We start from the raw sequence: 14808 nt of genomic DNA, 5'->3' as shown, positions 1-14808 counted from the left end.
ACAACTGACACCCAGGCCTGCTGGCCTTCGATCGTGTTATTGCCAAATGGCAGCCAGATTGCGAAATAAATGCTAATGACCTCTATACAGACAGGCTAAAATGCGCCCCGGCTAACCGCTGCCCCCTTTTCCAACGCGCCCCACAAGGTTCGCTACGTGATCGAGTTTCAAAACGTCCATAAAACCTACCGCGTCGCCGGTAAGGATATCCCCGCGCTGCACCCGACCAGTCTGACGATCGAGAACGGTCAGGTCTTCGGCCTGATCGGCCATTCTGGTGCAGGAAAAAGTACCCTGCTGCGTCTGATCAATCGCCTGGAAGACGCCAGCGGCGGCAAGATCATCGTCGACGGTGAAGAAGTCACCGCCCTGGACGCCACAGGCCTTCGCCGCTTCCGTCAACAGGTCGGGATGATTTTCCAACACTTCAACCTGTTGGCCTCCAAGACCGTGGCCGACAACGTGGCCCTGCCACTGACCTTGGCGGGTGAGTTGTCCCGTAGCGAAATCGACCGGCGAGTGGCTGAATTGCTGGCCCGTGTAGGCTTGTCCGATCACGCCAGGAAATACCCGGCGCAGTTGTCCGGCGGCCAGAAGCAGCGCGTCGGCATCGCCCGCGCCCTGGCGACCAAGCCCAAGATTCTGCTGTGCGACGAGGCCACCAGTGCGCTGGACCCGCAGACCACCGCGTCGGTGCTGCAACTGCTGGCCGAAATCAACCGCGAGCTGAAGCTGACCATTGTGTTGATCACCCACGAAATGGACGTGATCCGCCGGGTCTGCGATGAAGTGGCGGTGATGGACGCCGGCGTCATCGTCGAGCAAGGGCCGGTGGCCGACGTGTTCCTGCACCCCAAGCACCCGACCACCAAGCGTTTCGTCCAGGAAGACGAGCAAATCGACGAGAGCGAACAACGCGACGATTTTGCCCATGTACCGGGACGCATCGTGCGTCTGACATTCCAGGGCGACGCGACCTACGCACCATTACTCGGCACTGTCGCCCGGGAAACCGGCGTGGACTACAGCATCCTGGCCGGTCGAATCGACCGCATCAAAGACACCCCCTACGGGCAACTGACCCTCGCCATCACCGGCGGTGACATGGAGGCGGCGTTCGCCCACTTCACCGCGGCCGATGTCCACATGGAGGTGCTGCGCTGATGGACCTGTTGAGTTCGTTCTTCTCAAATATCGACTGGCTGGAAATCTGGCTGGCGACCGGTGATACCTTCCTGATGCTGTTCGGTTCGCTGTTGTTCACCGTGCTGCTCGGCCTGCCGCTGGGGGTGCTGCTGTTTCTGTGCAGCCCACGCCAGTTGCTTGAGGCCCGCGGCGTTTATGCGCTGTTGTCGCTGATCGTCAACATCCTGCGCTCGCTGCCGTTCATCATCCTATTGATCGTGATGATTCCGTTCACGGTATTGATTACCGGTACCTCGTTGGGCGTGGCCGGCGCAATTCCACCTCTGGTGGTCGGCGCGACACCGTTCTTCGCCCGCCTGGTGGAAACCGCCCTGCGCGAAGTCGATCGCGGCATCATCGAAGCGACCCAGGCCATGGGCGCAACCACCCGGCAGATCATCGTCAACGCCTTGCTGCCGGAAGCCCGTCCGGGCATCTTTGCCGCGATTACGGTGACAGCAATTACGCTGGTGTCCTACACGGCCATGGCCGGTGTGGTCGGGGCCGGTGGCTTGGGCGACCTGGCGATCCGGTTCGGTTACCAGCGTTTCCAGACCGATGTCATGGTGGTCACGGTGGTCTTGCTGCTGGTGCTGGTCCAGGTCCTGCAAACGGTAGGCGACAAGCTGGTTGTGCATTTCTCTAGAAAATAAGGCCTCGTGCCCATAAACCATGAGCCAGCCATTCGCTGGCAGGCGCCAAGAGCGGGCGCCCCACAAGGAGTTAGCTGAATGAAGAAGTTATTGGTTGCCTTCGCTGCCGCCGCAGCGTTTTCCGCCCACGCCGACACCCTGACCGTTGCAGCAACGCCGGTGCCACACGCGCAGATTCTCGAGTTCGTCAAGCCGGCACTGGCCAAAGAAGGCGTGGACCTCAAGGTCAAGGTCTTCACCGACTACATCCAGCCGAACGTCCAGGTCGCCGAAAAGCGCCTGGACGCCAACTTCTTCCAGCACCAGCCGTACCTGGATGAGTTCAACAAGGCCAAGGGCACGCACTTGGTAAGCGTGACGGGTGTGCACCTGGAACCCCTGGGTGCCTACTCGAGCAAGTACAAGAAGCTCGAAGAACTGCCAGGCGGCGCCAACGTAGTGATCCCGAACGACGCCACCAACGGCGGCCGTGCGCTGTTGCTGCTGGCGAAGGCCGGGGTGATCAAGCTCAAGGATGCGACCAACATCCTGTCGACCACCAAGGACATTACCGAGAATCCAAAGGACCTGAAATTCCGTGAACTGGAAGCCGCGACCATTCCGCGCGTGCTGACCCAGGTCGACCTGGCGCTGATCAACACCAACTATGCGCTGGAAGCCAAGCTGGATCCGTCCAAGGATGCCCTGGTGATCGAAGGCAGCGATTCGCCTTACGTGAACATCCTGGTGGCCCGTGAGGACGACAAGGACAGCGACGCAATGAAGAAGCTGGCCGCTGCATTGCATAGCCCGGAAGTGAAGGCTTTCATTCTGGAGAAGTACAAAGGCGCGGTTTTGCCGGCGTTCTGATCTGATCGGTGATGAAAAAAACGGGGCTGCGTGGGAATGCAGGCCCGTTTTTTTTGCACTCATGATAAATTCCACGCCACGACCTCTAATGAATAGAGGGCATTCAGGGAGAGAAGTAGTGATCAAGTCTTTGTTGGTTGGGGCATTGTTGGCAATGGCATCAGCATCGGCCTCTGCGATGAGTTGCGATAACCCTAGAAACGCTTATGACAGAACCTATTGCGCGTCGCTGAAAATGGTTCAGTCGGATCAGGACATCAATGATCAATACAAGAAGACGATGAGCGCGCTGAACCCGGATCAAAAGAAAAAAGTAAAAGCCGCTCAGATCCAGTGGATCAAAATTCGTGACAACGCCTGTTCCAACGATGGCCTGCTCTACCTGGACTGTGCCAACGAGAAGACCGAGGCGCGTATCGTCATACTCAAAGCTGTCGAGCGCGAGTGCCGTGCTGCCGGTTGCGACGACGCCAAGCTGTCGCAAGTCGAGTAACCCGTAACACTGAGTACGTCGAGCTTGCAGTCGCACCCCACGAAAAACCCGACGTAAAGCGTCGGGTTTTTCTTTGCCTGCCATCGCGGTTCGACGTTATCCGACACCCAATTCACCAACACAGAACTCATCTCGTCCTCTGCTCCTTTTTTCATGCTTGGTGCAAGCTACTTATTGAGACCGATAACGCCCGATTTCTGAAATGCCTGAAATACGTTCGAGGGCTGGGTAATGCTCCAGGGTCTTGCGAAGGTGTAATTCGATTGTTTGCGTTGCTGGCGAGGTGCCACAATCGTTCTTTTTAGTTGCGTCACGATCAGGTGGATCATATGAGTTGCCTAGGATCTCGGGATGACCAGAATTTGTTCATCGCCGCGCAGGTGCAAACCGACCGGCTACAGCAACTCTTTCGCCAATCGGTTTCAGCAGTTTTTGGCAGCTACCTCGCGGCCATCATGTTGTGTTGGTTGTGCTGGGATCGCTTTGAACACAGCGTCATCTTCTGGTGGCTGGCCATCCTGACCGGGTCGACGTTGTTGCGCGTCTCCTTGTTCATTGCCTATGTTCGCAGCGACGAAAGCAAACGCACGCCTCTGCACTGGGAGCGCAAATACTGGACCACCCTCGTGCTGTCCGCCAGCATCTGGGGAGGCGGCGCATTGGCGCTCATGCCGGCGGACGATCTTCTGTCGCAGGCCCTGGTCATGCTCTTTACGGTCGGCATGTCCGTCAGCGCGGTGTCCTGCTACTCGGCCTACCGCGACATGACGCTCGCCTCCATTGGCCTGGTTCTGTTGCCATGCACAGCCTGGCTGCTGTTCCAACCGTCCCCGATCCAGGTTGGCATGGCGCTTTCAATTGTAGTGTTCGCAGCATTTGCAGCCCGCGCCACACACAAAATGTCCCAGGCACTGGAAACCGCTTTTCGACTGACTCGTGAAATGGAACAGGCGAACAGCATTTCAACCCGCGCCGCCCAAACCGATGAACTGACCGGCCTGAAGAGTCGACGGGCTTTTTTCGAGCATGCCCAACGGCTCTATGACCACTGCAAAGCCAACCGGCTGGAGTTATGCGCCGTGATGCTGGACATGGATCATTTCAAGCAGATCAACGATACCTATGGTCATCAGGTTGGGGATCAGGTGTTGCGCCAGATGGGCATGGTGATTAGCTCGTCCTTCCGTTCGACGGATATTCACGGTCGGCTAGGGGGAGAGGAGTTCGCGATCTTGCTTCCGGATACTTCCATTGAGGTCGCCACCAGGATTGCAGAAGAACTGGTCCAGACTATTGGTGGGTTGGTAATCGAGCCTGTCCACGGGATAACGGCCAGCCTGGGCGTCGCGTCGACGGAGGCTGGACATAAAGACCTCAATAGCTTGATGAACAATGCGGATAAGGCGCTGTATCGGGCGAAGGCGTTGGGGCGTAATCAGGTGGCGGTGGCGCAGTAGGGGTGGATTTACCCGGATTGTGGAAAACGATAGGTTCCAGGGACAAGCTGCACAGTCAGTCGGGTTCTGGCGTAGCTGGAGGTAAAGGCGCCAGAATGTGTGGGCATGATCAGAAGTTAAGCCAAAGTCTTGAAGACGCAAATGATCCGTGGCGAGGGAGCTTGCTCCCGCTCGGTGGTACAGCCGTGGTAAACCGGATGAGTGCAGCAACTTTCAAGGCAGCGTCATATTCAGTGGAAGCAGGTACCTTCGCCACATGAATCAAACCAAACGGGGCCGCACATGAATGCAGCCCCGTTTTTGTATGCTCGGAATGTCGATTGACCTTGGTGAGGACACTCATCTATGCGCTCACTAGGCGCCCCTGCTAAACGATGCTGTCCACCACACCTCCATCGACACGCAGCGCCGCCCCCGTGGTCGCCGAGGCCTGTTCCGAGCTGGCATAGATGATCATGTTGGCGACTTCCTCGACCCGCGCCGCGCGCTGGATGATCGAGGTGCTGCGGTGCTCGTTGACGAAATCCGCTGCCACCTTTTCCAGGCTTTCCCCGGTGCGCTCGACATCGGCCTGGAGCATTTGGGCAACACCTTCGGACAGCGTCGGCCCGGGCAGCACCGAGTTCACCGTAACGCCGGTGCCGGCAAGGCGCTTGGCCAGGCCGCGGGCAATGGAGAGTTGGGCGGTCTTGGTGAAACCGTAGTGGATCATGTCGGCAGGAATATTCACGCCAGATTCCGACGAGACAAACACAATCCGCCCCCAACCACGCTCGACCATGCCCTGCGCATAAGCCCTGGACACACGCACGCCGGACATCACGTTGGTTTCAAAGAAGCGCTGCCATTCGCTGTCTGGCGTATCGAAGAAATCTTCCAGCTTGAAGATGCCCAGGTTGTTGATGACCACATCGAAGCGCGGGTACTTGGCGACCAATGCCTGGCAGCCTGACGCGTTGCTGAGATCCCCCACAAAACCTTCGGCCTTGGAAGCAAGATCACCCAAGCGCTGCAATGCGTCCTGCACGCTGCTCTCGCTGCGACCGTTGATGACCACGTGGGCGCCGGCTTCGAGGAAGCCTTTGGCGGTGGCAAAGCCGATGCCGCTGGTGGAGCCAGTGACTAAAACGTAACGGCCAGTGAAGTCGATTTTCATGGGAGGGACTCCTTGAGTAATGGACCAGAGGGCTGTGCGATGTTTGGCGAGACGGTATTTACGAGTTCTTCGTACAACGATTGAAGATAGCGACAATCCAGTAAAACGAAGCAAACCCGACACACGGTGTCGGGTTTGCTTCATTGATTGAGCGAATGTCTACCTGCTATCGCGACTCAACGTTATCCAGCACCCGATTTGCCAGCAACGAACCCAGCTCGATCAGTTGCTGAATACCGAGTGCCACATGACGGCGTGAACCTTCCAGTTCGAAGGCGAGGTCGTTGACCATGGCGTCAGCCGAGGCCAGGGTTTCGGTGAGGTTGGCGAGCAGGGATTCGTTGTCGATGTCTTTTACGATTGTGAATATCTGGCCCGGCTGGGGATCGTCGGGTTTCGTCTCTTTGGGTGAGAGATAGAAATCCAGGGCGCGCTCCGCGGCTTCATCGAGCTTTTTGGTCCTGGATTTTGTGCGCGGGGAGGCTTGCTCCGTTTCCGGAGGGTTTGGAGTTACTTTGAACATAAGCTGGAATCCTCAGTGAGGCCGCGACCTCTTCCCTACTAAAAGAAGGGTGGCGGCTGTACGCAGGTTAGTAGACCGGGGATTCCAGCATTGCCGGCGCGCCGAAGCGCCCTGCGCACAGCCACCATCAAGAACAGGGATGGAAAATACCTGCCTGAATGGAGCTCATGCATCTTGCGGAAAACCACGGGCTACTAAACCCGACCACTGATGAGCAGTGGCAGGAAGACGATAGAACCCGGGGGCAAAGCGCACAAGCGGGCGGATTCTGGCGTAGTTGTAGGCAAAGGCGCAAGGATGCGTGGGTTGGGGGAAGGGTGGCCTTGGGAGAATAAACAGACGACGGGAAGGCCTGGAATTCGCGAGCTAGGGGCTGCCTCTGCTTGGTTGGAAAGCAGGGCCGGTGCGGGTCGTCTGTAGGAAGTTAGGGCTGCTTCGCAGCCCAGCGGGGATAAATCCCCTCGCCACAAGGGAAGTGCAGTTCAGGTGAACGGTGCCACCTGCAGGCTGCTATTGCGAAGCTCCCTCGCCACAGGAGGGTGGAGTCAGCTAATTCAGCGGCGGCTGTGAGGGCGCTATCGCGAGCAGGCTCGCTCCCACAGTTTTCCCGGGTGGTTCACAGACATTGCATCCATCCCAATCCTGTGGGAGCTGAGCTTGCTCGCGATGGCGGTGGGTCTGCTTGCACCGATGTTGACTGTGTCGCCGTCATCGCGAGCAAGCTCGGCTCCCACAGGGGTTCTTGGGTGTTCGTAGACTCTGCATCCACCATAAATCCCGGTGGGGCCGATCTTATGGAGTGGCGGGCCTTCAGTACCAGCGGGCTTCTCCCGGCGGGCGTTTCTTGAAGCGTTTCATGCTCCACATGTATTGGCTCGGGTACGCCCGCACGTAGCGCTCCACGACTTGGCTCATGGCGGCGCAGGCGGTTGCGGTATCGGTGCTGTACATGGCCTCGGGGGCGGCTTCGAGGATGACTTTGTAGCCGGAACCATCCGGCAGCCGAAGGGCGTGGAGGAAGACGCCGACGGCCTTGCCGCCGGCGAGCATGTTGGGGACGAACTTGCTGGTCAGGGCCTGGGTGGCGAAGAAGGGTACGAAGATGCCAGCGGATTCGGCCGGTTCCGGGTCGGCGGGAATTCCCACCTGGCCGCCCTTGCGCACTTCCTTGATGACGCTGAGGATGCCTTCCTTGGTGGATGCCGCGACTTTGTTGCCCAGTTGCACTCGCTGCTTTTGCAGCAGTTCATCCACCGCCTTGAGCTTGGGCGGGCGGTAGAAAATGATCGGTTTGCACTGGCTGCAATAGAAGTGGTTGAGCACTTCCCAGTTACCCAGGTGGCTGGTGATGCCCACCACGCCTTTGCCGGACGCCAAAGCTTCTTTCAATACCTCCAGGCCCTCGACTTCGCGCACCAGTTCGATAGAGCGCTGGGCCGGCCAGATCCAGGCGCAGGCGCTTTCGGTCAGGGATTTGCCGATGTCCTTCAGGCTCTGGCCCACCAGGCGTTCGCGCTCGGCCGGGTCCATCTCGGGAAAGCACTTGGCGAGGTTGATCCGCACCACGTCGCGGGAGCGGTTGGGCAGTTTCCACATGAGCCAGCCGATGGCCGACCCCACCGCTTGCACCGCCCGCCAAGGCAGCAGCGCAAATAACCGCAGAGCGCCGACCAGCAAGGCGCCTTTCAACTTATCCACAGGTCACTCCTGAATTCATGGGCGTATTGCGAGCCGGCTATTCTAACCGCCGTTTGCCAGCTCGGCGTAGCGGTCGCAGTCCTGGGTGTGGTCCATGACCATCCCCGAGGCCTGCATGAAGGCGTAGCAAATGGTCGGCCCGACGAAGGTGAAGCCGGCCTTTTTCAGGCCCTTGCTCATCTGCACGGCTTCGGGAGTGATGGCCGGCACTTCGGTGCGGTCCTTGAAATGGTTGATAAGGGGCCTGTCGCCGACGAACGACCAGAGGAACGCCACCGGGTCTTCCAGGGCCAGCCAGGCCTGGGCGTTGCGGCGCGCGGCCTTGAGCTTGAGGCGGTTGCGGATGATGCCAGGGTCTTGCATCAAGTCCTCGATTTCGGCATCGCTCATCTGCGCCACCCGCTGTACGTCGAAGTTGTACAACACCTCGCGGTAATGGGCGCGTTTGCGCAGCACGGTGATCCAGGACAGCCCGGCCTGGAACCCTTCGAGCAAAAGCAACTCGAACAAACCCTGCGCATCGCGCAGCGGCGTCCCCCACTCCTGATCGTGATAGGCCATGTACAGCGGATCTTCGGAACACCAAAAGCAGCGTGGCATAAGGCTCCAGGGGGCGTGCGCACGAACGAATCGGGTATACTCCCGCTCTTTAAATCGCAGCCCAAGAAACAGGTGAATTTCGTGAGCCAGCCTACGCCAGCCGTGCGTACCTTCCAAGACTTGATCCTCGCCCTCCAGCAATACTGGGCCGAGCAAGGTTGCGTGGTACTTCAGCCCTACGATATGGAAGTAGGCGCCGGCACTTTCCACACTGCCACGTTTCTGCGTGCCATCGGCCCGGAAACCTGGAACGCCGCCTACGTGCAGCCCAGCCGCCGCCCGACTGACGGCCGCTACGGCGAAAACCCGAACCGTCTGCAGCACTACTACCAGTTCCAGGTGGTCCTGAAGCCGAACCCGGAAAACTTCCAGGAACTGTACCTGGGCTCCCTCAAGCGCGTGGGCCTCGACCCGCTGGTGCATGACATCCGTTTCGTCGAAGACAACTGGGAATCGCCGACCCTGGGCGCCTGGGGCCTGGGCTGGGAAGTCTGGCTCAACGGCATGGAAGTGACTCAGTTCACTTACTTCCAGCAGGCCGGCGGCATCGAGTGCTACCCGGTCACCGGCGAGATCACCTACGGCCTGGAACGCCTGGCCATGTACCTGCAAGGCGTGGATTCGGTCTACGACCTGGTATGGGCCGACGGCCCGTTCGGCAAAGTGACTTATGGCGACGTGTTCCACCAGAACGAAGTGGAACAGTCGACCTACAACTTCGAACACGCCAACGTCGACAAGCTGTTCGAACTGTTCGATTTCTATGAAAGCGAAGCCAAGCGCCTGATCGAACTGGACCAGCCGCTGCCGTTGCCGAGCTATGAAATGGTGTTGAAGGCGTCCCATACCTTCAACCTGCTGGACGCACGTCGGGCGATTTCCGTGACGGCGCGCCAGCAATACATCCTGCGTGTACGCACCCTGGCGCGTTCCGTCGCGCAAGCCTACCTGATGGCCCGTGCCAAGCTGGGCTTCCCGATGGCGACCCCGGACCTGCGTGATGAAGTGTTGGCTAAGCTGGAGGCTGCACAATGAGTGCTCAAGATTTTCTGGTTGAACTGGGCACCGAAGAACTGCCACCCAAAGCCCTGAATACCCTGGCCGATGCGTTCCTGGCCGGTATCGAAAAAGGCCTGCAGACGGCCGGCCTGAACTTCGAAACCAAGCACGTCTACGCCGCGCCGCGCCGCCTGGCCGTGTTGATCACCGGCCTGGCGACCCAGCAGCCGGACCGCAGCATCAACCTCGACGGCCCGCCACGCCAGGCCGCGTTCGACGCCGATGGCAATCCGACCCAGGCTGCCCTGGGCTTCGCCAAGAAGTGTGGCGTGGACCTGAGCGAAATCGACCAGAGCGGTCCGAAGCTGCGCTATAGCCAGAGCATCAAGGGCAAGCCGACCGCCAGCCTGCTGCCGACTATCGTCGAAGACTCCCTCAATGACTTGCCGATTCCCAAGCGCATGCGCTGGGCCGCGCGCAAGGAAGAGTTCGTGCGTCCGACCCAATGGCTGGTGATGCTGCTGGGTGACCAGGTCATCGATTGCACGATCCTGGCCCAGAAGGCCGGCCGCGATTCTCGCGGTCATCGCTTCCATCACCCGGAAAGCGTGCGCATCACCTCGCCGGCCAACTATCTGGCCGACCTGCGTGCCGCCTACGTGCTCGCCGACGCCAACGAGCGCCGCGAACTGATCAGCAAGCGCACCGAAGAACTGGCGACCCGCCAGGAAGGCACCGCCATCGTGCCGCCAAGCCTGCTGGACGAAGTGACCGCGCTGGTGGAATGGCCGGTGCCGCTGGTGTGCTCGTTCGAGGAACGTTTCCTTGAAGTGCCGCAAGAAGCGTTGATCACCACCATGCAGGACAACCAGAAGTATTTCTGCCTGCTGGACGCCGACGGCAAGTTGCTGCCGCGCTTCATCACGGTCGCCAACATCGAAAGCAAGGACCCGCAGCAGATCATCGCCGGTAACGAGAAAGTCGTTCGCCCGCGCCTGACCGATGCCGAGTTCTTCTTCAAGCAAGACAAGAAGCAACCGCTGGAAAGCTTCAACGAGCGCCTGAAAAACGTGGTGTTCCAGGAAAAACTCGGCAGCGTCTACGACAAGGCCGAGCGCGTTTCGAAATTGGCGGCCTTCATTGCCCCACGCATCGGCGGCGACGCCCAGCGCGCGGCTCGTGCCGGCATCCTGTCCAAGTGCGACCTGTCCACCGAGATGGTCGGTGAGTTCCCGGAGATGCAAGGCATCGCCGGTTACTACTACGCCCTCAACGACGGTGAGCCGCAGGACGTGGCCTTGGCGCTGAACGAGCAGTACATGCCCCGTGGGGCGGGCGCCGAACTGCCGACCACCCTGACCGGTGCGGCCGTGGCCATCGCCGACAAGCTCGACACCCTGGTCGGCATCTTCGGCATCGGCATGCTGCCCACCGGCAGCAAGGACCCCTATGCCCTGCGTCGCGCGGCGCTGGGTGTGTTGCGGATCCTGATCGACAAGCAGTTGGACCTGGACCTGAACGATGCGGTGGCCTTCACCGTCAACGCGTTCGGCAGCAAGGTCAAGGCCGCCGGCCTGGCCGATGCGGTGCTGGAGTTCATTTTCGACCGCCTGCGTGCGCGTTATGAAGATGAAGGCGTCGACGTCGCCACCTACCTGTCGGTACGTGCCCTGAAGCCGGGTTCGGCCCTGGACTTCGACCAGCGCGTGCAAGCCGTCCAGGCCTTCCGCAAACTGCCGGAAGCGGCAGCATTGGCCGCAGTGAACAAGCGTGTGTCGAACCTGTTGAGCAAGGCCGAAGGCAATATCGCGGCCACCGTCGAAGCCAAGTACTTCGACAACGCCAACGAGTTCTCCCTGTATTCGGCGATCCAGCAGGCAGACCAGGCAGTACAGCCGATGGCCGCGGCACGCCAGTACAGCGAAACCCTGGCACGCCTGGCGGCACTGCGTGAACCGGTGGATGCGTTTTTCGAAGCGGTGATGGTCAATGCCGAAGACACCAACGTGCGAGCCAACCGCTACGCGCTGCTGGCACGCCTGCGTGGCCTGTTCCTCGGCGTCGCCGACATATCGCTGCTGGGGTAAACCTTGAAACTGCTGATTCTCGATCGGGACGGGGTGATCAACCATGACTCCGACGCTTACATCAAATCGGTGGAAGAGTGGTTGCCGCTCCCCGGCTCGATCGAAGCCATTGCGCAGTTGAGCAAGGCCGGCTGGACGGTGGCAGTTGCCACCAACCAGTCGGGCATTGCTCGCGGTTACTATGACCTCGCGGTCCTCGACGCCATGCATGAGCGCTTGCGCGCCCTGGTGGCCGAGCAGGGTGGCGAAGTCGGGCTGATCGTCTATTGCCCCCATGGGCCGGATGAAGGTTGCGATTGTCGCAAACCCAAGCCGGGCATGTTGAGGGCCATTGCCGAGCATTATGCTGTACCGCTGGCGGGCGTATGGTTCGTCGGTGACAGCCTCGGTGACCTGGAGGCGGCCAAGGCCGTCGATTGTCAGCCAGTTTTGGTAAAGACCGGGAAAGGCGAAAAGACTCAGGGCAAAACCCTACCGGTAGGCACCTTGATTTTTGACGACCTGGCGGCGATTGCCGCTGAACTTATCCACAATTAGAGCTCCCAAGACATCCTGATCAAGGATTGTTCGGGAAGCGCTTGAACAGGCGGGCATTGCCCGCAACGGTAAATGCCGCTATGTCGATATTGCAGGCCATCAGATCTTTTCTCTTTTACCTGCTGTTGGGCACCAGCTCCTTGCTGTGGTGCTCCCTGAGTTTTTTTGTCGCGCCGTTCATGCCGTTCAAGGCGCGTTACCGCTTCATCAACGTGTACTGGTGCCGTTGCGCACTGTGGTTGAGCAAAGTGTTCCTGGGCATTCGCTATGAAGTGAAGGGCGCCGAGAACGTGCCCGACCGCCCCTGTGTGATCCAGTCCAACCATCAAAGCACCTGGGAAACCTTTTTCCTGTCGGCCTATTTCGAGCCGTTGAGCCAGGTGCTCAAGCGTGAACTGTTGTTTGTGCCGTTCTTCGGCTGGGCCATGGCGATGCTGCGGCCGATCGCCATCGATCGCGACAACCCCAAAGCTGCACTCAAGCAAGTGGCGCAGAAGGGCGACGAACTGCTCAAGGACAACGTCTGGGTGTTGATCTTCCCTGAGGGCACCCGTGTTCCCTATGGCACGGTCGGCAAGTTTTCCCGCAGCGGTTCTGCATTGGCTGTGAATGCTGATCTGCCTGTATTGCCGATTGCACACAATGCCGGAAAATTCTGGCCCAAGGCCGGCTGGATCAGGAAACCTGGCGTCATCACCGTGGTGATCGGTGAGCCGATGTATGCCCAAGGCAGCGGGCCTCGCGCCATTGCCGAGCTCAACGACCGGGTCCAGGCCTGGAACGAACAGACCCAACGTGACATGGGCTCGCTTCCCCCGGCCCCCACATCGCCAGCAGCTACAGATCAGCTCGCTGTCTGATATCTGTGGATAAGCTGTGTACCGTTTGTTCTTAAACTGCAGATTTTATCTTCTAACCGTTTGTTTTTAATGCATATTTCTTAAAAACATAAAACCGACCAACAGGTGCATAAGTTTTTCTTAGCACTTATACGGTTCGCTGCCAGGAACCATTTTCATAGAACGCCGTGATCTTTCGATTCCTCCCCCAGCAAGGGGAACCGCAAACTGAATGTCGTGCCTTCACCGATCACGCTGTGACATTTAATGTGGCCGCCATGACGGTCGACCACGGCTTTGACCATCGACAATCCCAAACCAATCCCGTCCACACCATGGGCTGACGAGAACCGCCGGTACTGGCTGAACAGGGCCGGCAGATCCTCGGCATCAATGCCTTTACCCTGATCGCTGACCTCGCAGACCAACCAGCCCTCCGCGCAACGAACCGTCAGTGAAATGCAGCTGTCAGGCAAGCTGTACTTGACGGCGTTTTCCAGCAGATTGAACAGCGCACGGGTCAGCAGAGACTGATCCGCCGTCACCATCGCTTCGTCATCATCCACGGCATGAGTCAACCGGATACGCTTGGCCTGGGCGATGGGCAAAGCCTGGTCCATCACATCCAGGATCAACATGGCGAACAGGGTCGGCTGGAACTGGTACGCCTCGGATTCCGCCTTGGCCAGTTGCACGAAACCTTCCGTCAGGCCCAAGGCTCGACGGACCTGGCGCTCGATCTGGTCAAACAGCAGATCATTCCCACCGGCCTGATGCCGCTGCACATCGAGCAATGCCAGAATCGCCGAGTGAGGCGCACGCAAGTCGTGGGAGAGAAAACGCAGCATCACGCTGCGCTGCTCTTCGGCTTCTCGCTCCGCGCTCAGGTCGATAAGGCTGAGCAACCAGCCAATGGGCGTATCGCCGTCAACCGTCATGAGCGGCGCCCGCTCCAGGCGCAGGCTGCGTTCGCGAGTGTCGCGAAACTCCACCAAGGGCAATGTGGATAACCGGTGATGGGGTTCGCGCTCCAGCGCTGGATACCCCAGCTGCACAAGCTGTTCCAGCACATCGCAGCCCGCCAGGACATGGCCGAAAAGATCCCGGGCCTTGCGGTTCCCGAGCAGTATCCTGCCTTGCGGATCGCTGATCATGGTCGCGACAGGCAAGTATTCCAGTCCATCAGCAATGAATCGGCGGGTGTCGCGGGTTCTACCCATCGCTTGTTCGAGGGCCATGATCTGGCCCTGCAGGCGGTCACTGCCGGTGTAAGGGGTACGTCGGCGCTCCGGAAACACTTTCGGCTCCGCGTCCAGGCGCGCCAGCTCCCAGCCGAAATAGGCCAGCACCACGCTCAGGCGTCGCCAATTCCAGATCAGGTAACCAAACAGCATTCCCAATACACTCGCCAGCGGTGACCACCACCAACCCTCTAACGCCAGCACAGCACTGATCGACAATGCCGCCGTCATGCCACCCACCATTGTCCACAGGGCCAAGTGAGGGCGCAGCAGTAAAAGTCCCAGCACGCAGGCTACCAGGCACACTGATAATACGACGCTCGATCCATGGCGAGCCGATTGGACACTGAGCGACAACAGCGCCGTCACCGGTAACAGCAGCAGACTTATCCACAACCACTCACGCACCAGTTGTCGAAACAATCGCTGGGCCTGGGTAGGTTCACGGCTTTCACTGCGACGCGGATGACTCATAGATACCCTGACCGAAC

General features: G+C 59.4%; 14 protein-coding genes. 9 read left to right on the top strand and 5 right to left on the bottom strand.

Translation table 11 applies throughout. From position 1 onward, the window contains the following. The first annotated feature begins 156 nt into the window (after positions 1–156). The 5 genes from QZH45_RS01150 (at position 157) to QZH45_RS01130 (ending at position 4637) form a co-directional block, all read left to right on the top strand. Positions 157–1164: a methionine ABC transporter ATP-binding protein gene (locus tag QZH45_RS01150; RefSeq protein WP_024778399.1), complete on the top strand. Its 1008-nt coding sequence runs from the start codon at positions 157–159 to the stop codon at positions 1162–1164. Continuing rightward, positions 1164–1838 (top strand): methionine ABC transporter permease, encoded by a 675-nt coding sequence (locus tag QZH45_RS01145; protein ID WP_024778398.1) that lies wholly within the window; start codon positions 1164–1166, stop codon positions 1836–1838. The genes QZH45_RS01150 and QZH45_RS01145 overlap by 1 nt, the downstream gene beginning before the upstream one ends. Positions 1839–1916: 78 nt before the next feature. Next, positions 1917–2687: a MetQ/NlpA family ABC transporter substrate-binding protein gene (locus tag QZH45_RS01140; protein WP_024778397.1), complete on the top strand. Its 771-nt coding sequence runs from the start codon at positions 1917–1919 to the stop codon at positions 2685–2687. A gap of 118 nt (positions 2688–2805) precedes the next feature. Next, positions 2806–3180, top strand: a complete 375-nt coding sequence (locus QZH45_RS01135; protein WP_080686221.1) for a lysozyme inhibitor LprI family protein — start codon at positions 2806–2808, stop codon at positions 3178–3180. A 329-nt stretch (positions 3181–3509) separates the two neighbouring features. Further along, on the top strand, positions 3510–4637 hold the full coding sequence (locus QZH45_RS01130) for a GGDEF domain-containing protein (protein ID WP_024778395.1): 1128 nt from the start codon (positions 3510–3512) through the stop codon (positions 4635–4637). Between the two features lie 367 nt (positions 4638–5004). Here QZH45_RS01130 and QZH45_RS01125 read toward each other — a convergent pair whose 3' ends face one another. From QZH45_RS01125 to tag, 4 genes are all read right to left on the bottom strand, one after another. After that, a complete protein-coding gene (locus tag QZH45_RS01125; RefSeq protein WP_024778394.1) occupies positions 5005–5793 on the bottom strand; it encodes an SDR family NAD(P)-dependent oxidoreductase in 789 nt (262 codons plus the stop codon). Positions 5794–5959: 166 nt separating this feature from the next. Then, positions 5960–6316: a DUF6124 family protein gene (locus QZH45_RS01120; RefSeq protein WP_069018369.1), complete on the bottom strand. Its 357-nt coding sequence runs from the start codon at positions 6314–6316 to the stop codon at positions 5960–5962. 810 nt (positions 6317–7126) lie between these two features. After that, positions 7127–8014 carry a lysophospholipid acyltransferase gene (locus tag QZH45_RS01115; RefSeq protein WP_024777765.1) on the bottom strand — a complete coding sequence of 296 codons (888 nt, stop codon included), beginning with the start codon at positions 8012–8014 and terminating at the stop codon, positions 7127–7129. A 42-nt stretch (positions 8015–8056) separates the two neighbouring features. Next, a complete protein-coding gene (tag, locus tag QZH45_RS01110) occupies positions 8057–8614 on the bottom strand; it encodes a DNA-3-methyladenine glycosylase I (RefSeq protein WP_024777766.1) in 558 nt (185 codons plus the stop codon). An 81-nt stretch (positions 8615–8695) separates the two neighbouring features. Here tag and glyQ point away from each other — a divergent pair, with 81 nt between their 5' ends. The 4 genes from glyQ to QZH45_RS01090 all read left to right on the top strand — a co-directional run bounded on the left by glyQ (position 8696) and on the right by QZH45_RS01090 (position 13097). Continuing rightward, positions 8696–9649: a glycine--tRNA ligase subunit alpha gene (glyQ, locus tag QZH45_RS01105; protein WP_024777767.1), complete on the top strand. Its 954-nt coding sequence runs from the start codon at positions 8696–8698 to the stop codon at positions 9647–9649. Further along, entirely contained in the window at positions 9646–11700 is a 2055-nt protein-coding gene (gene glyS, locus QZH45_RS01100) for a glycine--tRNA ligase subunit beta (RefSeq protein WP_055135071.1), read from the top strand. Before glyQ ends, glyS begins: the two co-directional genes overlap by 4 nt. A gap of 3 nt (positions 11701–11703) precedes the next feature. Beyond that, entirely contained in the window at positions 11704–12237 is a 534-nt protein-coding gene (gene gmhB / locus QZH45_RS01095; protein WP_024777769.1) for a D-glycero-beta-D-manno-heptose 1,7-bisphosphate 7-phosphatase, read from the top strand. A gap of 80 nt (positions 12238–12317) precedes the next feature. Further along, a complete protein-coding gene (locus QZH45_RS01090) occupies positions 12318–13097 on the top strand; it encodes a lysophospholipid acyltransferase family protein (protein WP_024777770.1) in 780 nt (259 codons plus the stop codon). Positions 13098–13252: 155 nt separating this feature from the next. Here QZH45_RS01090 and QZH45_RS01085 read toward each other — a convergent pair whose 3' ends face one another. After that, positions 13253–14791, bottom strand: a complete 1539-nt coding sequence (locus QZH45_RS01085; protein WP_055135072.1) for a PAS domain-containing sensor histidine kinase — start codon at positions 14789–14791, stop codon at positions 13253–13255. Positions 14792–14808: the final 17 nt, after the last annotated feature.

This window comes from Pseudomonas corrugata, from assembly GCF_050920615.1.
Classification (GTDB): Bacteria; Pseudomonadota; Gammaproteobacteria; order Pseudomonadales; family Pseudomonadaceae; genus Aquipseudomonas; species Aquipseudomonas corrugata.
The sequence above is the reverse complement of the archived record's forward strand: the minus strand, read 5'-3'. Positions and strand labels throughout refer to the sequence as shown.